General features: G+C 33.2%; 15 protein-coding genes and 1 other annotated feature. Of the genes, 14 read left to right on the top strand and 1 reads right to left on the bottom strand.

Annotated elements, in window-relative coordinates; translation table 11 throughout:
• Positions 1–64: 64 nt before the first annotated feature.
• The 7 genes from NE544_RS09780 to NE544_RS09755 all read left to right on the top strand — a co-directional run bounded on the left by NE544_RS09780 (position 65) and on the right by NE544_RS09755 (position 7,272).
• Entirely contained in the window at positions 65–1,045 is a 981-nt protein-coding gene (locus NE544_RS09780; RefSeq protein ID WP_256269200.1) for a GYF domain-containing protein, read from the top strand.
• Positions 1,026–1,391 (top strand): DUF2752 domain-containing protein, encoded by a 366-nt coding sequence (locus NE544_RS12335; RefSeq protein ID WP_370866095.1) that lies wholly within the window; start codon positions 1,026–1,028, stop codon positions 1,389–1,391. The genes NE544_RS09780 and NE544_RS12335 overlap by 20 nt, the downstream gene beginning before the upstream one ends.
• A gap of 45 nt (positions 1,392–1,436) precedes the next feature.
• Positions 1,437–1,730: an HIRAN domain-containing protein gene (locus tag NE544_RS09775; RefSeq protein WP_256269199.1), complete on the top strand. Its 294-nt coding sequence runs from the start codon at positions 1,437–1,439 to the stop codon at positions 1,728–1,730.
• 249 nt (positions 1,731–1,979) lie between these two features.
• Complete coding sequence (locus NE544_RS09770; protein ID WP_256269198.1) at positions 1,980–4,667, top strand: ATP-binding protein; 2,688 nt, start codon at positions 1,980–1,982, stop codon at positions 4,665–4,667.
• A complete protein-coding gene (locus NE544_RS09765) occupies positions 4,645–5,994 on the top strand; it encodes a hypothetical protein (protein WP_256269197.1) in 1,350 nt (449 codons plus the stop codon). The genes NE544_RS09770 and NE544_RS09765 overlap by 23 nt, the downstream gene beginning before the upstream one ends.
• A gap of 358 nt (positions 5,995–6,352) precedes the next feature.
• Complete coding sequence (locus NE544_RS09760; protein ID WP_256269196.1) at positions 6,353–6,808, top strand: DUF3990 domain-containing protein; 456 nt, start codon at positions 6,353–6,355, stop codon at positions 6,806–6,808.
• Positions 6,805–7,272, top strand: coding sequence for a hypothetical protein (locus NE544_RS09755; RefSeq protein ID WP_256269195.1), 468 nt, complete (start codon positions 6,805–6,807; stop codon positions 7,270–7,272). Before NE544_RS09760 ends, NE544_RS09755 begins: the two co-directional genes overlap by 4 nt.
• 21 nt (positions 7,273–7,293) lie before the next feature.
• Here the strand turns inward: NE544_RS09755 and NE544_RS09750 are convergent, their stop codons facing one another.
• Positions 7,294–7,515, bottom strand: coding sequence for a hypothetical protein (locus NE544_RS09750; protein ID WP_117572451.1), 222 nt, complete (start codon positions 7,513–7,515; stop codon positions 7,294–7,296).
• Between the two features lie 101 nt (positions 7,516–7,616).
• Positions 7,617–7,810 (top strand) — a binding site (T-box leader).
• A gap of 39 nt (positions 7,811–7,849) precedes the next feature.
• Between NE544_RS09750 and NE544_RS09745 the strand changes: the two genes are divergently transcribed.
• From NE544_RS09745 to NE544_RS09715, 7 genes are all read left to right on the top strand, one after another.
• Complete coding sequence (locus tag NE544_RS09745) at positions 7,850–10,462, top strand: valine--tRNA ligase (RefSeq protein ID WP_256269194.1); 2,613 nt, start codon at positions 7,850–7,852, stop codon at positions 10,460–10,462.
• A 140-nt stretch (positions 10,463–10,602) separates the two neighbouring features.
• Positions 10,603–11,637, top strand: a complete 1,035-nt coding sequence (locus NE544_RS09740) for an ATP-binding protein (protein WP_256269193.1) — start codon at positions 10,603–10,605, stop codon at positions 11,635–11,637.
• Positions 11,638–11,643: 6 nt separating this feature from the next.
• The gene (locus NE544_RS09735; protein WP_256269192.1) at positions 11,644–13,893 is read left to right on the top strand and encodes a S8 family peptidase; all 2,250 of its coding nucleotides are present in this window, start codon (positions 11,644–11,646) and stop codon (positions 13,891–13,893) included.
• Positions 13,894–13,983: 90 nt separating this feature from the next.
• On the top strand, positions 13,984–15,741 hold the full coding sequence (locus NE544_RS09730) for an ATP-dependent endonuclease (RefSeq protein WP_256269191.1): 1,758 nt from the start codon (positions 13,984–13,986) through the stop codon (positions 15,739–15,741).
• A complete protein-coding gene (locus NE544_RS09725) occupies positions 15,734–17,320 on the top strand; it encodes a UvrD-helicase domain-containing protein (protein ID WP_256269190.1) in 1,587 nt (528 codons plus the stop codon). Before NE544_RS09730 ends, NE544_RS09725 begins: the two co-directional genes overlap by 8 nt.
• Before the next feature lie 474 nt (positions 17,321–17,794).
• On the top strand, positions 17,795–18,181 hold the full coding sequence (locus NE544_RS09720; RefSeq protein WP_256269189.1) for a PH domain-containing protein: 387 nt from the start codon (positions 17,795–17,797) through the stop codon (positions 18,179–18,181).
• 16 nt (positions 18,182–18,197) lie between these two features.
• Positions 18,198–18,620: a PH domain-containing protein gene (locus NE544_RS09715; protein WP_256269188.1), complete on the top strand. Its 423-nt coding sequence runs from the start codon at positions 18,198–18,200 to the stop codon at positions 18,618–18,620.
• Positions 18,621–18,824 lie beyond the last annotated feature (204 nt).

Raw genomic sequence — 18,824 nt, 5'->3', positions numbered from 1 at the left:
AGGAGGAGTATATTGTAGATGACCAGTTAGATGGGTCAATTACAATATACCAGGAAGATTGAATATGTTTTGTAAAAATTGTGGGCACGAAATAAGTGATGATTCTAAGTTTTGTTCAAACTGTGGAACAAAGGTAGAAGTCGATAAAGATATTGTTGTACCTGTTGCAGTCGTGGATAAGACGGAAAAAGTAACTGAAAATAATGTAGAAGAGACATTAAATACAACTAATGTTGAGCAAAGTGATGTTGAAGTAGAATCAGTGAATGAGAAAGAAGAAGCAGAAGAGTCTACATCAGTAAAAGAATGGTACTACGTATCAAACAATGATTCTAAAGGATCATTCAGTATAGAAGAGATGAAGGCTAAGATTACTTCTGGTGAAATCAATGGTAGTACTCTAGTATGGAAGGCAAGTATGAAAGACTGGGAAAGACTAGAGAATACTGAGTTAAACGAATTTATTTCTACATCATCATCTTCGAATGATTGGTATTATGTAGAGAATAATGATTCTAAAGGACCTTTTAGTGAATCAGACATGAAAGGATTTATTGACAGTGGTGTATTAACTGGAAATAGTTTTGTATGGAAAACAGGTATGCAAGATTGGCAAAGATTAAAGAATACCGAGCTTGCAGGTAATGAAACAGTGCATGTAGAACCAAGTTTTTCTTTTACTACTGGAGTTGTAAAAGAAAAGAGTATTGGACTCTGTGTAGTATTAAGTCTAGTTACTTGTGGCATTTATAGTATTTATTGGCTATATACAATCGCACATGACTTAAATGATTTATGTGAAAGTCAAAACCAAGAAAAAGGTGCTGAACCAGGACTTGTCGTTGTATTAAGCATTGTGACATGTGGAATCTACTTACTATACTACTTATGGAAGGCTGGTAAGATGGTATCTAGTCTTACAAGAAGTAATGGACATCATCCTAGTGATGATAGTATCGTTTTAATGGTATTATCCATACTTCAATTATCTTTAGTATCCTATTGCATCCTTCAGAGTCATATTAATGGTTTCGCAAAAGACTAAATATTTAGGAATAGTTCTCACACTATTCCTTCTTTTATTATTCTATAAATGCCCCTTTCAATTCATTACAGGATTGCCATGTCCAGGATGCAACATGAAAACAAGCCTGTATCATCTTCTGAAAGGAAATATTCAATTATCCTTGTATTACCACGCCCTATTAATACCTACAATGATTTGTGGCATACTATGCTTGTTAAAACCAGAGAAAACAAAAATGATATTAATCCTATGGTGTACACTCATGATTGTGTATTATATTTATCGAATGATTCTCTATTTTCCAAATAGTCCAATGATCTATTCAAAAAATAATTTGATTTATTTACTATTTAGACACTTATAATGTCAATTAATGATGTAACTTGAAATTTTAAAGGAGGACATACTTATGTCAAACATATATTTTACAGTTACAGGATTACATCATTATTATGGAGATTCATTTCTAGAAAAAGAAATGATTGTTTATTTAAAGAAAGAAAAAGATAATGAATATGATAAAGAAGCCATTAGTGTAAACCTTCCTGGTCTAGGAAAGATTGGTTATGTAGCCAATAGCCCTTATACAGTACTAGGAGAAAGCTATAGTGCTGGGAGACTATATGATAAGATGAGTGAAGAAGCGAGTGGTAAGGTTAAATTCATATTAGACAAAGGAGTTATTTGTGAGCTTATTGAATAAGTGGATGAAGTTCATTGAATTCTCTGTAAAAGTCTATACATGTATTGTAGACAGATTGTTATACAATGTATAATTGGTACTGACTAATTTGTTAGGTGACTATCAGTTCCGGATAGAGTGGTTCTAAGTACCGCAATACTTACTTTAAGTTATGATGATTATGAATATATTGAAAATGTATATACGTTTATTTATCCAAAAATAAACACAATAATAGATTTTGAATGTACTGTCGTAAAGGAGGTAAAAATGAGCACTTTTCAAAAATCTGACATGGGTGCACAAGCTGCCTGGAAAGGGTTCTCGTCCCAAACGCTATACATTGCCTCCAGATTAATATCTGATGAATGTGCGTATGAGTACTATCCAGAAGATGTGGAGGATTTGGTGATTAAAAAGAATGGTGTTGTCATTGAGGCTGTTCAGGTTAAAAATATTTCTGCTGATTTAACTCTTTCAAGTCTTGCTTCAACAAAAACGTCCCTAGGTGGCGAAGGATTTTTTAATCGCATGTGTAGCTTGCATAAACAAAATTCGTGGTTCAGATGTATTAAGATTGTCTACTTCAATACTTTAGGTCCTGAACTTCAGAAATTGCAAATGGGTAATGCTAATACAAAAAAAGTTATAATGAATAAACTTATGAATGAACATGGTTTGTCTAAGGAGAATACTGAATGGTTGCTTAGTTCTTTGCACTTTGAAAAAGTGAATCTCGATGATTTAGAGTTAAATATTCAAACGCAAATCAGTAAATATGTTCCTGTAATGTCTGCACCTACATTAGCAAAAGATCTATTAATTCAACACATTTCCGTACTTTCTAATAGCAAGGGATTCACAACACTAAAAATGTGGCAAGAAAAAATTCACGAAATAGGAACAAATATTGCAGCAATAGATGGGTTTTACAAGGAATACAACAAATCCCTTGTACGTTTAGATGAATTGCAACTTACTGGTAATCATGAACAGTTAGAAAAAGAGTATTTGCAAGGTGTGTCTGCACATCCTACACATATTCGAAACAATTTTGATTTTAAAAGAAATCATTGGATGGAAGAGATTCAAACTGTAATTAGCAATAAAGGTGTCGCAATTCTTAAGGGTGTATCTGGCCAAGGAAAGACAACTCTTTGTTATCGCTACTTAATTGATAGATATCCTGAAGGCTGCGTATTTTGTGTACGTGCTATTGCTAACGAAGGACAAGCACAAAACTTAGTTTCAGCTTTAGCTGGACTTGGTAAGCATAATGCGCATCTCATTATTTATATTGATGTACAACCTGGCGAAACACTTTGGGCATTTTTACTCCAAGAGTTACAAGCTCGAGGTCTTTCCATTCCTGTTCTTATTTCTATACGAGATGAAGATTATAACCGAACACCAATTAACGGAAAGGCAATCAAACATGGAATTGTAGACTTGACTTTATCGAAAGAAGAAGCAGCACGTATTTATCATTCGTTTACGGAAGCTCAACCTCATGCTGAGCACAGAACTTTTGAAGAGGCATGGCAATCATTTGGCGGACAAGGACCATTAATTGAATTTGTTTATTTGTTGACGAATAATCAGACTTTGGCCCAGCGACTCCAAAATCAGATTGATGCATTGCTTCAAGATGGTGTTTCGGATGAATGGTTAGAACTACTTCAGCTAGTTTGCTACGTAGGTCGATTGGGATGTGCTGTTAATCTTGCTTCTGTAAAAAATGAAATTCATTGTTCTACAATAAACTCTGCTATAAAACGTTTGAAAGATGAATATTTAATCAGGGTAGGTGATGATGGATCCATCGAAGCACTTCATCCTGTACGTGCGAAAATTGTTTTTGATGCGTTATGCAATCAGATTTACACTACGCCAAGAGATGTTGTATTCAAGGCTTTGTCATGTATCTCATCAAAAAATGTAAGAGTAATTCTGTTGGATTATTTTTCTAATCAGGGATACGACATCAAAGATATACAATGCCTTTCTCAAATACGGTTTAACGATTGGATAGGATATGCAAATGCCATTAAGTCAATGCTTTGGTTAGATGTAAAACGTTATGTCGATAGCAACATGACATTTATTAGCTCTCTAGTAGCAAAACGTGGCAAGGGATGGTTATGTTTTTTACCTATTGATCTTTCTGGGATTCTACAATCAGATAAGCTGATTCTAGATGGAATGAAAGATTGGTCTATTTTTAATGAGGTGGATATACAAAATGCCATCGATGAGGTTAAGAGTTCGTTAACTTCACTCTCTATTAATTACCAAGCAACAGATTACTTCATTAATAATAGTGCAGTACCATCAGTTTTGCCTAACTCAGATACTGATCGTTCATCGTTTGGATATGCGCTATTTTGGATGGCAAAGCGTAATGTGAAAATTAAATTACCATACAATACTAACGAAATAGTTAATGATGTGTGCGCAGGAGGGCTCCAACCATCTGCAGATGCAATACGTGGACTTTTTGAGCATCCATCATTGTTCGAAAGCTATTTATTAGCTTTAGATGTATTTGAGGAAAGGCTTATCCCTGAAATGCATGTACTTTCTTTTACAGTCACGAGTGATAAAGTGTCTTGCAAATTTATTCCGCCCCTTATGACAGAAACGAAGGGTCTAGATAGTACCAATAACACAAACCATTATTGGCGTATGAAAATGCTCGATATTTTAAAACAGTTGTATCCTGACAAAGAGTATATTGATATTGAGCTAATAGGTGTTGATCTTCTTCGTGATTTTGGGATTGAAGCTTTTGACGATAAACTTCACATCCATCGTAGTAATCGTCCTAATAACTGGGTATCAGAATTGAATGGGTGGACAAAAATACGAATAGATTATAGCTTGCGTCCCTCTTCGTGGCAGGAATATGTATCTGATATAGATAAAATGAGAAGTAATGTACGTAGATTTAATTGTTGAAACAACCAAACTCATTGATGATGTATATAAGAAAGGAAGATATACGCAGAGTCGTGGAAAAAGGATTGATGATCGGTTGAAAGTGTTTAGAGTACACACATTTAACGAAAATCGACTTCCTTATTCTGCTGTTGACCCATACTGCCTTTATTCTGAAGGAAATGCTAAAAGTCCTGCTGCAGAATTTTTTCCGATGCGTCAATTACTTTCTGTTGGAAAGTACGAAAATTTCAGAAAACGTTTGAATGAAGTATATTCTTCATTAGACAATTTCTATAATCAATTTGGAGAGATTCTACGTGTAAGAATTAAGAAGCAGGATATTAGCCTTGTTAAAAATCCAGAGCTTGCTATGTATAATTTGTATTCTGCATCGAAAGCACTTGTAGATTTTCAGAAAGAGTATAATTTGTTGTTTTCTGACTATAGTTCACTTGATGAAAACTTTTCCAGACAAGAGCTCGAAAATATGCTTACTTTAGTTAATGTCTGTCGTTACGTGCTTGATAATCCGCCTAAAGGCAATGCCATTGCTTATGATTCTAAGCAAAAATATCGAAAAGGAACTAACTATTTTAATGATACGCTTTCAAAAGTTGTTACAAAGCTTAATGGTACCCTTCTTAAGGGTGATAAATATGCTTATATTTGTGTTGATTACAATATGGAATGTGATAACAGCCTTGTAAACGAGTACACTAAGATTGTAATGACAATTAGAGATGCATTTAAGAATAGTATTTTACCATCAAGTGATAGATGGTATTTGGAAACACAATCCTTGGAGTTAGCCTATGTGCCAGTTTTTTCTGGTACGTTCTCACCAGTAGTTTACTCGATTCCGTTCTTTAAAATTTTGGATACAAAGGAATCCGACATAGCTAAGTCAATGTATCCTTGCGAAATAGAACCTTTACTGAATGAGAAAATTAGCGCAACTAAATCTCTCGGATTGTGGACTGAGGCCATGAAGAAACTTGGTGAAATGTATATATACCTTCAGAGATATCAGCAAATCCTTCAAGTATCAGTTGATGACAAATGTCTTAGTAACGTAACTGCATACACAAAACAACTAGTTAATCAAATAAGCATTTTGTGGGACGATTTTATTTTGGTTGAAAGTATCGTTAATAAACTAATTAAGGTTGCAGATGAGAAAAATAGAGAATTATTAAATGCTATGCAGATTTTCTTTGGTTGGTATGAACAATTAAAAATAGTTATAGATGCTCAAAATGATCCGAGCGAGTATATAGAGCTAATTGATAATGCCTTTAGCATTATGCTCGTTTTGTTACCTTTTGTTTCTGAGCACAGTTCTTAAATAAATATACAGAAATCAGCCGAGTAGTTAACCGCTACCAGGCTGATTGTCATGATATGATATTTAAATGCCTCAATCGTGTACCGAGAGACCGTTTTTTAATGATCATTGATTATTATATCCTATATATTTTCTTTATTCTTCGTAGTCAATCGAAGCATTACTTTGTAATCTTTACAAATAAAAGAGTCATAGTCGACGGTTTGATATTACCGTACTAGTTAAATTTATAATAGATATGAGTGTGGTTTGTGAATTTATTAAATAAAGAAAAGCATATTTAAGGTTAGATATTAATAAATGTCTAATAACATAATTTAGTTTTTGATATAATCATAGTAGATGGAGTGAAGGTGAAATGATGGAAGTTTATCATGGTAGTAATGTAATTGTAAATCAACCAAAAATTATTACAGATGGGTATTATAAAGATTTTGGATATGGATTCTATTGTACGAATTTTGAAAAACAAGCAATGCGATGGGCATTAACTAAAAAGAAGAATCATATCGTGAATGTATATACGTATACTGAAAATTTGGATTTAAACTGTAAGGTTTTCGAACAGATGAGCGATGAATGGCTAGACTTTGTTGTTTCGTCAAGAAGAGGAATCACGCATACGTATGATATTGTAGAAGGTCCTATGGCAGATGATACGATTTGGAATTATGTGGATGATTTTGCGCGTGGCTTGATTTCTAGAACTGCTTTTTGGGAACTTGTTAAATTTAAGTATCCTACGCATCAAATTGTTTTTTGTACAGAAGAAGCTTTAAAATGTCTTTCATATCAAAGGAGCTATAGCTTATGAGAAATAAATACTTTGATGAACTAGTAACAGAAAATGATTTGTTTTATGTGTGTTTTATGATTGAGAAGACATCTCGGTTTCTTCATCAACGAAATCAATATGTTGTGAATCAACTGGGATATGATCATTTGTATCATCTTATTAGTGTTGCGAATGTTCTACATAGTGATAATCCAGATAAAGTAGTACATGATTTGATGGATGAATATAAACTAGAGTATGGTAGTTTTCATGTTGAGAATGTAAATAGTGAATTATGTTCTCGCATTCCAACTGAATTGGATATGGGAAAAGTATACGCAAGATTAATCATTGATACATTACTTCCAAATGAGGATTATATACAAGGACTTATACGAATCTATAATGATGCTATTTGTTGTGTCATTGACGATTATACGAATGGTGCTTATTATGAACCTTCATATGTGATCGCCAGAGCTTATAAAAATGGTGAGTTCTAATAAACAAAAAAGATTGTAGATTTACTGTTCTACAATCTTATCTAAACTATGAATGAATTCTACAACCATCTTACGTTTAATATCATCGATCTTAACGAGTTTATTTAACGCTTCAATTTCGTCTTCATTATCTAGACAAACGATTTCTCGTCTTAGTCTATCGATTTCGTCTTCTAAACGATTCTGTTCTTTAATATATTGTTCATGAACAGCTTTAATTTGATTGTATAATTGATTATCCATGTTTACACCGCTTTCTTTAATCATAATATAGTAAAGTAGAGAATAAAACAACTAATTTTTCAAAATGATTTGAGTTTTTACTTTTTCTTTGATAAACTAAATTCAAAGCGATGACAAGAAGGAGTAGTTTATACCAATTCTATAGAGAGCAAGCGTTTGGTGAAAGTTTGCGTGTTGGATAAGTGAAGGTAGTCTTTGAGTTGAATTTATGAACTAAGAGTAGTAAATTTCGTGACACAGCGTTAATGTGAATGAGAATAAAATTAGGTGGTACCACGTCAAGCACGTCCTATGGGGATGTGCTTTTTTATATGTATGGAAAGGATGATTGTGGATGACGTTGGAAGCAAAGTATAATCATTTAGCAGTAGAAAATGATAAATACCAAAATTGGATTGAAAAAGGATATTTCACAGCGGGCGACTTGTCTAAACGCCCATATTGTATTGTGATCCCTCCACCAAACGTAACAGGAAAGTTACACTTGGGACATGCATGGGATACAACACTACAAGATATTTTATGTCGTTATAAAAGATTAAAAGGCTACGACGTATGTTGGGTAGCCGGAATGGATCACGCGGGTATTGCGACACAGGCAAAGGTGGACGCTCGTTTAAAATCAGAAGGAATTTCTCGTTATGACATTGGTCGTGAAAAATTCTTAGAAAGAGCGTGGGAATGGAAAGAAGAATATGCTTCGACTATTCGTAGCCAATGGGCTAAATTAGGATTATCTTTAGACTATAGCCGTGAACGTTTTACATTAGACGAAGGATTATCTCATGCTGTTCGTAAAGTCTTTGTAGATTTATACAATGATGGATTAATCTATCAAGGTGAAAGAATTATTAACTGGGACCCAGAAGCTAAAACTGCATTGTCAAACATTGAAGTTGAACATAAAGAAATCATGGGTCACATGTACTACTTCAAATATAAAGTGGTTGAAACAGGACAAGAATTAGTGATTGCGACAACACGTCCAGAAACTATGTTTGCCGACCAAGCTATTTTTGTACACCCAGATGATGAAAGATATAAAGACATCGTTGGAATGCACGCCATTAACCCTGCTAACGGAGATAAACTTCCAATCATGGCAGACGACTATATTGATATGAGTTTTGGTACAGCCGTAATGAAATGTACACCAGCCCATGACCCTAACGACTTCGCATTAGCTAAAAAATACAACTTGCCAATGCCAATCTGTATGAATCCAGATGGAACAATGAATGATATGTGTGGTAAATACGCTGGTATGGATCGTTTTGAATGTCGTGAAGCCTTAGTTAACGACTTTAAAGAAGCGGGTGTTGTAGATCACATTGAAGAACACTTACACCAAGTAGGACACTCCGAAAGAACAGGCGTAATTGTAGAACCATACTTAAGTAAACAGTGGTTTGTGAAGATGAAACCATTGGCTGAAGAAGTATTAAAGAATCAAGAAATCGAAGATCAAAGAATTAACTTCGTACCACCACGTTTCAATAAAACATTTGAACAATGGCTAGAAAACATTGAAGACTGGTGTATTTCACGTCAGTTATGGTGGGGACACAGAATTCCAGCATGGACAAACAAAGAAACTGGTGAAATCTATGTAGGAATGGAAGATCCAAAAGACATTGAAAACTGGTCACAAGACGAAGACGTATTAGACACATGGTTCTCAAGTGCATTATGGCCATTCTCAACACTAGGCTGGCCAGAAAACACAGCCGATCTTGCAAGATATTTCCCAAATGATGTATTAGTAACAGGATACGACATTATCTTCTTCTGGGTAGCACGTATGGCCTTCCAAACACGCTACTGTATGAAGAACCGTCCATTCAAAGATGTATTGATCCACGGACTTGTACGTGATACACAAGGACGCAAAATGTCAAAATCATTAGGAAACGGTATTGATCCAATGGATGTAATTCAAGAAAAAGGTGCCGACGCACTACGCTTCTTCTTAACAACAAACTCAACACCAGGACAAGACCTACGTTTTGACGAAACGAAGATGGACGCAAGCTGGAACTTCATTAACAAGATCTGGAACGCAGCACGCTATGTTCAAATGCAAATTGGTGACACAAAACCAGAACTAGACATGACAAAAGCTAACAGCGTAGACAAATGGATCCTAGCACGCTTTAACGAAGTATTAGACCACGTTTCAACAAACATGGACAAATATGAATTAGCTATTGTAGGAAACGAACTATATAGCTTCGTATGGGACGACTTCTGCAGCTGGTATATTGAACTATCAAAAGCCACACTATACTCAGATGACGAAAGCCTAGTAGCTAATACAAAAGCTGTACTATACACAGTCATGATGGGAATTCTAAAAGTATTATCACCATTCATGCCATTTGTGACAGAAGAAATCTATTTGAACTTGCCACACGAAAAAGAAAGCTTAAACGTAGAAACATGGCCAGAAAAAGTTGAATTCGAATACACAGACAAAGAAAAAGACGAAATGGCATTAGTCATCAGTGCTATTCAAACCGTACGTGAAATCAAAGTCGAATATTCAATGAAACCAAGTGAAGACTTAACAATCTCACTACACAATGACAACGGCTATGTAGCACTAAATACAGAATCAACTGCCATCCTAGCACGCATGGCACACGCCACAGTCAAAGAAGACCTTAATACAGAAGACGTACTATCACGTACAATCGAAAAAGCTGTATTAACAGTCGCAATGGATGCATTAATTGACCTAGAAGAAGAAAAAGGAAAACTAGAAAAAGAAATCGCACGCCTAGAAAACGAAATCAAACGTTGTTCAGGCATGTTGAAAAATCCTGGATTCGTCAATAAAGCACCAGAAGCTAAAGTCAATGCAGAAAAAGAAAAACTAGCATCTTACACAGAAAAGCTAGAAATGACGAAAACACAATTAGATAACATCCTTAAGAAATTAGGATAGTATAAATCAAACGCCCAGAGACAAGCTCTAGGCGTTTTTTTTATAAACGTATAAATCAACATATGTCCCATTCGTTGAAAATGTGTCCCAACTATGTTAAAATAGAAGCAACGATAACAAGAGAGATGGAAGGTATCAAAATGAAAAAGGCAAATATTATAAATTTAATAAAATACCATGCAGAAAGAAATGACTCTGCCTTTAGAAACGAGGCTTATCAAATAGCAAATGAATTTGATAAAAATGGTGATTATCAACTAGCTGAATATATTATGGCACTTTTATCAAACGCGAATACTTTTGTTCCACAGATGGAAGAGGATGATTTGGCTTTTGTAAAGAAACTAGAGGTTAATGGAGACCCGTTACCACTACCAGATTGTATCAAGGACGATATAGTGGGAATAGTAAATGCGGCTGGGCATGGAATCGGTGTTAACAAGTTCTTGTTTCAAGGTGCACCAGGAACTGGGAAAACAGAATCTGCAAAACAGATAGCGCGCATTCTTGATAGAGAATTGTATATGGTTGATTTTGCGTTTTTGATTGACAGCAAGCTTGGTCAAACTGCAAAAAATATAGCACAATTATTTGATGAAATAAATGGCTTGTTTTCACCAGAAAAAGTTGTTGTTTTATTTGATGAAATAGATGCACTTGCATTAGATAGGACGGATTCTAATGATTTAAGAGAAATGGGACGAGCAACCACTTCTGTGCTAAAGGGATTGGATAATCTAAATGACGAGGTACTCTTAATTGCGACAACAAATCTATTTAATCATTTTGATAAGGCTTTAGTAAGAAGATTTGATTCAGTCATTGATTTTAATAGATATTCTCATGAAGATTTAGTTGAAATTTCTGTAACCATATTAAAACATTATTTGTCTAAGTTTAAAAATGTTGGAAGTAATATGAGATTGTTCAGAAAAATAATTTCTTCTGTAGAAATTATACCTTATCCTGGAGATTTGAAAAACATTATAAGAACTTCTTTGGCATTTAGTAATCCGAATGATGAATTTGATTATTTAAGAAGAGTATATAGGAGTTTTTATAAAGAGGATATAAAGAATCTAAAACATTTACAAAGTCAAGGATTCACTGTTAGAGAGATTGAAATACTTACAGGTATATCAAAAAGCCAAGTACAAAGAGAATTAAAGGAGTAATTGTATATGAATGGAATTTTACAATTAAAAGGCACTTTTGAACACGGGAAAAATAGTTCTATGGGAGCCATCAATTTGCCTAAGAATAAATTTGTGACTATTGAACACTTGATGGATTTGAAGAATGATTTAATGAATGTACAAAAGTTTTGGCAAAATGAAAAATTACAAATCAATCCACTAGTGAGTGTGTATTATAACACAGTGGTTGCCAAATCAAATCGAATCAAAGGCATATTAGAAAGTTCTTCAAAGAAAAACAATGATACGATTGTAGGAGCTAAGTTCACGGATGAAAACAATCCAAAACATATTATTACTCATTGTTTAGAAAGTTATAAATTAGAGGCTGCTATAGAAAATCTCGCAAATGTAATATCTGCTGTTCAAAATTATTTTGGTAATGTTATTAGTCATGACACTATAAATGATATTAATTCGAAAAAGTACAAAAAATTGTTCGAAGATGAAACAAAAATCAAAGTATCAAGAACAAGATTTGTTAATACGATTGTTGATGCTTTTTATGTTGAAAAATTTGGCGTAGATCAAGATGTGAGTGACATGAATGATAAGGCAATCGTTACAATTTATGAAACGGGAACCAAAACTTCGGACATCATGAAACAATTAGATATTAACTTTTTAGATGTAAGGAGTATTGATGAGACAACACTTTTACTGAGACCTGATCAATATAAGATGTTACTATCTAAAGCTCCATATTTAATCTCAATGGCAGTAACAGATATTTCCAAGTTTGAAAAAGAATCTTTTGAAGATGGTGAAAAAAGTAGTATCTCAATACCACACCCTGGAAATGAGCCGACAATTGGAGTCATTGACACAATGTTTGATGAGACGGTCTATTTTTCTGAATGGGTAGAATTTAAAAATATGGTTGATGGCATTGATTTAGATAGTTCAGATTATAATCATGGTACAATGGTAAGTTCAATTATTGTTGATGGACCAAACATCAATAAAGAACTGGATGACGGATGTGGAAGATTTAAGGTTAGACATTTTGGCGTTGCCAAAAGTGGTAGCTTTAGTTCATTTGCAGTAATGAGAGCCATAAAGGAAATTGTAGAATCGAATAGAGATATAAAAGTCTGGAATTTATCTTTAGGTTCTGCATTAGAAATTAATTCAAACTTCATTTCTCCAGAAGCGGCAATTCTAGATAAAATCCAATATGAGAATGATGTGATATTTGTTGTTGCAGGTACAAATAAAACATCACGATTTAACGCAAAAAAGATTGGAGCTCCTGCAGATTCTATTAACTCATTAGTTGTTAATTCAGTTGATTTTAATGGTAAACCAGCCGATTATACTAGAGAAGGTTTGGTATTATCTTTTTTCAATAAACCAGATGTAAGCTATTATGGTGGCACCGATGATAAGAGAATAAAAGCATACGCACCTTCAGGAGAAAAATTTGTGCGCGGAACATCCTTTGCTGCTCCTTGGATTGCGAGAAAACTATCTTATCTGATCGAAGTTTTAGGCCTAACAAGAGAATTAGCGAAGGCTTTGATTATTGATTCAGCAGCAGGATGGAATAAAGAAAAGTATAGCCCGCAAAAGATAGGTTATGGTGTTGTTCCAAAACATATTAATCAAATAATCGAAACACCGGATGATGAAATTAAATTTATGATCAACGGATTCACATTGGATTATGATACATTTGCATATAATATTCCTGTTCCCGAAGATAAAGAAAAATTCCCGTTTGTGGCTAAAGCTACTTTATGCTATTTTCCAAAATGTTCAAGAAACCAAGGAGTAGATTATACGAATACTGAATTAGATATTCATTTTGGCACATTGAAAAAGAAAAAGAATGGAAAAATTGGAATTAACCCTATAAATAAGAATAAACAATCTGAAGATGAGAGAATCATTCTTTATGAAGGACAAGCTCGAAAAGAGTATAGAAAATGGGATAACGTCAAATTGTTACGTGATGAATTGTTGACACCTACTGGAAAGAAAAGACAACCAAAACCAAATAATTCAAATGGATTATGGGGCTTGAGTGTCAGAACTAAAGAACGATTAAATGAAAAAGATGGTTACAACATGAGATTTGGTGTAATTGTAACTCTAAAGGAAATTAATGGAGTAAACCGCATTAAAGACTTTATTCAATTATGTCAATTTAAAGGTTGGGTAGTCAATAAACTTGATGTAGAAAATCAGATTAACATCTATCATATTGCTGAAGAAGAAGTGGTTTTCGACTAAGTAAAGGATATATCACCGAAGCTTGGACTGCGTTTTAATGTGAGATTGTATGATTGAGTTTAATTATGCTTGATTAAGATGGAGGGAAAAATGAGAATTGAAAATATACATATAAAAGGATTCCGGAATTTTGATGATGAAAAAATCACTTTCCAAGATAAGACTTTAATTATTGGAGCTAATGACGTTGGAAAGACGAATTTAATTTACGCTTTGCGTTTACTGTTTGATAAAAGTATCAGTGAGCGTGATTTGGAACTTTCTGATAGTGACTACAATGCATATTCAAAAACAGATAAGATTGAAATAACAGTTACGATTACAAATGTCGTTGAAGAATGTCTTTTAAGTGCTTTTGCAGGTGCTATGAAAGACGGAACGGTATTGATTCGTTATACAAACTCTAAAAATGGCGCCTATAAATTGTTTGTAGGGTTCAGTGAAAATACATTAGAAGAAATTACTACTCGACAATATATTCGTCGTTTGAATATGCAATGTGTTGATACAAATAGAGATCTTTTAGGTTTTTTAAAACGAGAGCGTGCACAAATACTTCAACTTGCAAAAGAAAAATTATCTGAAGATGAAATTGCTTCTGATGAAAAAACATCTATTGAGATTCAAGAAAAATTAGATAGTATTAATGGACAACTTAACTCTATGAACTATATTACTTCTGCTCTTGATCATGTCAACCAAGAACTAGATGAGTTATCTATACATAATGAGGATCAAAATGTAAAGTTTGTTGCCGGTGAAAGTGATGCGGATAAACTACTTAAAAATTTAAAACTTGCATATTCATCTGAGGATCATATTCTTACTTTAGGTGGTGACGGTAGAAATAATCAAATTTTTCTAGCAACATGGATTGCAAAACAAAATATTCAAAAAGATATTGATTGTGTAACATTCTATGCTATAGAAGAGCCAGAAGCACATCTTCATCCACATCAACAACGCAAACTTTCGGAATATATTCAAAATCATTTTAATGATCAAGTACTTATTACTTCGCATTCACCACATATTGCATCAAGATTTGATCCTAAATGTATAGTTCGATTGTATTCTAAAGCTAAATTTACTCACTCAGCTTGTGGCGGATGCAGTACTATTCTACAGGAAGTTATAAATGAGTTTAGTTATCGGTTAAATACTCTTTCTGCAGAAGTGTTTTTTGCAGATGGTGTCTTTCTTGTTGAAGGAACATCAGAAGTGTTATTCTATAACGCATTAGCTAAAGCTCTTAACATTGACTTAGATCGGTTCAATATTTCTATTCTTTCAGTTGAAGGTGTTGGATTTGAACCATATGTTGCCGTATGCAATGCATTGAATATACCGTGGACATTAAGGACGGACAATGATATTTTTTCTAAGCCTACAAAAAATCCTGAAAAGCATTATTATGCTGGTATCTCACGTATTATGAAGATTCTCAAAGGTTTACGTTCTGGAACTGATAACGATTTGTGCAACTATTGGGAGAAACATAAAAGTGAGAATGAATGGCCGTGTGAAACTGAACCGGATAAGACTGCTAAAGAATTGAATTCATATATACGCGCACAGGCTACACCTTATGGTCTGTATCTATCAGATATTGACTTAGAAAATGATCTTGCAAATAGTCCGTTAAAGATTGTATTGGAAACTCATTATGGTAAAGAAAAAGTAGATATCTTGGTTAAAGCCATGCAAACAAGAAAAGCTGAAAATATGATGGACTTTTTAACAGAAAACTATGATAAACTTTCATGTTTAGCTAATGATAACATTGTTTTACCATTGAGAAATTTGATAAGCATAGTCGAAGAAAGGATTCACCCTAAAAATGACTAAAGAACCAACACAAGAACAACATTCAATTATTAACTATCCAGGAAATGTAGTTGTTACTGCAAAACCGGGATCGGGTAAGACTTATACTGTTGTTGAAAAAATCATTAAAGTTCTTCCGTCACTTCCAGATTATAAAGGAGTAATTGCTATATCGTTTACCAATAAAGCTAGTGACGAGTTAAAGAAAAGATGCAACAAAAAGGGAGTTTATGCAAAGCAATCCTTTTTTGGAACAATTGATAAGTTTTATATCTCGCAAATAATTATTCCGTTTGCTAGACATTTAACAAATTCTATAGCAGAATATTCCATTAGTAGTAATGTGAAAAATGATCCTAAATACTATAAGCTTGCAGATTTTTCAGTAAAACCAAGTAGTGAACTAGAGGCGTTACTTGTGGATTCGTTATCTGAAGGCAAGATTTTTCTTGATAAATCCGGAGAAACTGCTTTATATATTCTTAATAAGGTTCCTGGTGCAATAAAGTATCTTAGAGCAAGGTTCTCACATATATTCATTGATGAATATCAGGATTGTGGAGAAATTCAACACAACATTTTTCTTCAATTAGTAAATACTGGCCTTGTTGGTGTTGCCGTTGGAGATATAAATCAAGCAATTTATGGCTTTACAAATCGGTCTCCCAAATACTTAATTGATTTAATTAGAAATGACGAATTTAAACATTTTGAATTAAGCAAAAATCATCGTTGTCATCCAAGTATCTCTGAATATTCATTGTGCCTTTTTGGTGCATCGAAATCGGTCCCAGAAGATAAGAGAGTATTTCTTGTTAATGTACAAGGAAATGAAAATCAAATAGCTGAAAAAATTGATAAATATTTAGATGGAATAAAGAAGAAATATGGTGTTACCCATAGTAATAAAATTGCAATTCTTTGTCGTAGCAATAGTACTATCAATCTTTTGGATGTCGCCCTACAATACCCACATAAAAGTTTTACCGATACAGCTTTAGATAGAGATACCTCTGATTGGAGTCGGCTTTTTAGAGATGTTCTTGTTTCGTGCTTTGACAAAAATGTTTATGTAGTGGATTATGCTGATGGATTATTCTCAGAAGAGATTGAACCTGTAAAATATCGTAATGCACTTCATTTATGTAATGAAATTTTTAAATCTACCCCTGAATCAATATCTACTGCTGAAGATAAATTTATATCTCTTGCAAAATTAGTATATCCAAAGGGTGATAGTGAAAAAGCAAGATCACTACTTCATGATGTGTTAAATGATTCTGAGATGATTCATAGTTATATTCCAGCTGCAGATAATGAAATAAATATTATGACACTCCATAAATCAAAAGGACTGGAGTTTAATATTGTATTTCATATGGATATGTACAAATATATTATTTCAGATGAATATCCAAATGAAAGTACTCAATTGTTAAATCTTCACTATGTAGGTATTACTCGAGCTATTGATGTATGTTATATAATGAATGGCTCAAAACGTTTCAGTAGTAATAAGGATGATTTTGTTAGTGCATATCCATCGTCTTTCTTGGACTATTCGGGATTGAGTGATAGAAGAATAACGGTATATTGGTAATAAGAATTAATCTACTTTTATTATTTTTGATAATTCTTAACATATTAAAATTTAATATCTAACTTTATGATATAGATTTGAAAATGCGTTATACAATTATATGGATTAAAGATGTGGATGTTTAAATGTATATGCTTGACTATTTGAATGGCTAAAGTGTAAACTAGCATTAGGAACAAAAGTTAAGAAGCTTTTAGCGAGGTATGATGTGAATATTCAGGTTATACTTCGATTTTTAATTTTACCCTAAGAATTAATACAAAATAAAAAAAGAACACTAGCGGGGCGTTCTTCACAATAGAAGGTTCATGCCTTTTCTTTAGTGTTCTTTTTTATCAAATTGACAAATTTATCATTGAAATATTAACTTAAATCTTGTCTAAAATCAACAGTGATGTGAACTTTATAAAATGCCAAATTTCTTTGATGCATTTATAAAACTTTTAAGTTGTAACTAGGAAAAAAGGGAATGTTATGGATATCAATGAAATTGCGAAGGATACTTATTATTTTTCAATCAACAATAATCTAAGTGGCTTTATTACTAATAGAAATGCGATTAAGTGTTTTGATCAGTTAGTTTCGATGTCAGAACCAGGTGAAAGTATTCATTTGCCATTTATTGACAAACCAGGTTCGTGTTACTATGCAACTCAGTATCGTATAATCAAATGTACTAAAAAACTCTTTGGATTTAAATTTAAAGAGTGGAAATGGGATCAGATCAAAACTATCAACTACTTAAAAAGAGGGTTTACAGGAACTTTGATACTGAATACAGTTCATGGCGAAGTTAAAATTCAAGTTTGTTCATACAAAGCAAAGTTTATATGTGATCGATTAAATGAAATAAAGAATTAGGAAAAGGAAACATGTTATGTATGATAAAGAGAAAATTAAAAAGATGAAGAATCATGAACTTGCTATGGAAGCATATTATTATTCAATCAACAATGAGTTGATTGGTGGTATTTCTGAAAAAAATGCAGTTAAATGCTTTGAACAGATTATCGCAATGTTGGATTCAGATGAAAGACTAAATCTTCCGTTCATTACTGTAAATGGAAAATGCTGTGTAGCGACTAAAAAAAGGTTAATAAAATGTTCTAAAAACATGTTCGGATATAAGTTTAAAGAATGGAATTGGAGTCAGATCACAAACGTGTTCTACAAAACAACATTAACAGCAGGAACTTTAATACTGAATACAGTGGATGGAGAAGTTAAAATCTCAATCAATCGAGGAGGCACAGAGTTTGCTGGCGAAATATTGAGAAAATTAAAGAGAGAAGCCAAATAAATAAGTTTAGTGATTACTGAATCTTTATCTTTATTGTCTTCATGTAGTATAATCATTACTGGAGAAGCCTTTGGAATCTCTCTTTAAATCTTTTGGCTTTCGATTAAAGGGTTTCATAGGTCCATTGAAAGATATGTTTTATGCATATCTTTTCGTATTATGAAACCAGGAAGAAAAGTATTCTGGTTAATATAGAATTGTATA

Source organism: Holdemanella sp. MSK.7.32, assembly GCF_024460475.1.
In the GTDB taxonomy this organism is placed as follows: domain Bacteria; phylum Bacillota_I; class Bacilli_A; order Erysipelotrichales; family Erysipelotrichaceae; genus Holdemanella.
Note: the sequence above shows the minus strand (reverse complement) of the source record. Positions and strands in the feature narration are given on the sequence as shown.

Coding starts and splice junctions, on each gene's coding strand:
- NE544_RS09780 (WP_256269200.1), top strand. CDS start 65: ATGTTTTGTAAAAATTGTGGGCACGAAATAAGTGATGATTCTAAGTTT.
- NE544_RS12335 (WP_370866095.1), top strand. CDS start 1,026: ATGGTTTCGCAAAAGACTAAATATTTAGGAATAGTTCTCACACTATTC.
- NE544_RS09775 (WP_256269199.1), top strand. CDS start 1,437: ATGTCAAACATATATTTTACAGTTACAGGATTACATCATTATTATGGA.
- NE544_RS09770 (WP_256269198.1), top strand. CDS start 1,980: ATGAGCACTTTTCAAAAATCTGACATGGGTGCACAAGCTGCCTGGAAA.
- NE544_RS09765 (WP_256269197.1), top strand. CDS start 4,645: ATGTACGTAGATTTAATTGTTGAAACAACCAAACTCATTGATGATGTA.
- NE544_RS09760 (WP_256269196.1), top strand. CDS start 6,353: ATGATGGAAGTTTATCATGGTAGTAATGTAATTGTAAATCAACCAAAA.
- NE544_RS09755 (WP_256269195.1), top strand. CDS start 6,805: ATGAGAAATAAATACTTTGATGAACTAGTAACAGAAAATGATTTGTTT.
- NE544_RS09750 (WP_117572451.1), bottom strand. CDS start 7,515: ATGGATAATCAATTATACAATCAAATTAAAGCTGTTCATGAACAATAT.
- NE544_RS09745 (WP_256269194.1), top strand. CDS start 7,850: ATGACGTTGGAAGCAAAGTATAATCATTTAGCAGTAGAAAATGATAAA.
- NE544_RS09740 (WP_256269193.1), top strand. CDS start 10,603: ATGAAAAAGGCAAATATTATAAATTTAATAAAATACCATGCAGAAAGA.
- NE544_RS09735 (WP_256269192.1), top strand. CDS start 11,644: ATGAATGGAATTTTACAATTAAAAGGCACTTTTGAACACGGGAAAAAT.
- NE544_RS09730 (WP_256269191.1), top strand. CDS start 13,984: ATGAGAATTGAAAATATACATATAAAAGGATTCCGGAATTTTGATGAT.
- NE544_RS09725 (WP_256269190.1), top strand. CDS start 15,734: ATGACTAAAGAACCAACACAAGAACAACATTCAATTATTAACTATCCA.
- NE544_RS09720 (WP_256269189.1), top strand. CDS start 17,795: ATGGATATCAATGAAATTGCGAAGGATACTTATTATTTTTCAATCAAC.
- NE544_RS09715 (WP_256269188.1), top strand. CDS start 18,198: ATGTATGATAAAGAGAAAATTAAAAAGATGAAGAATCATGAACTTGCT.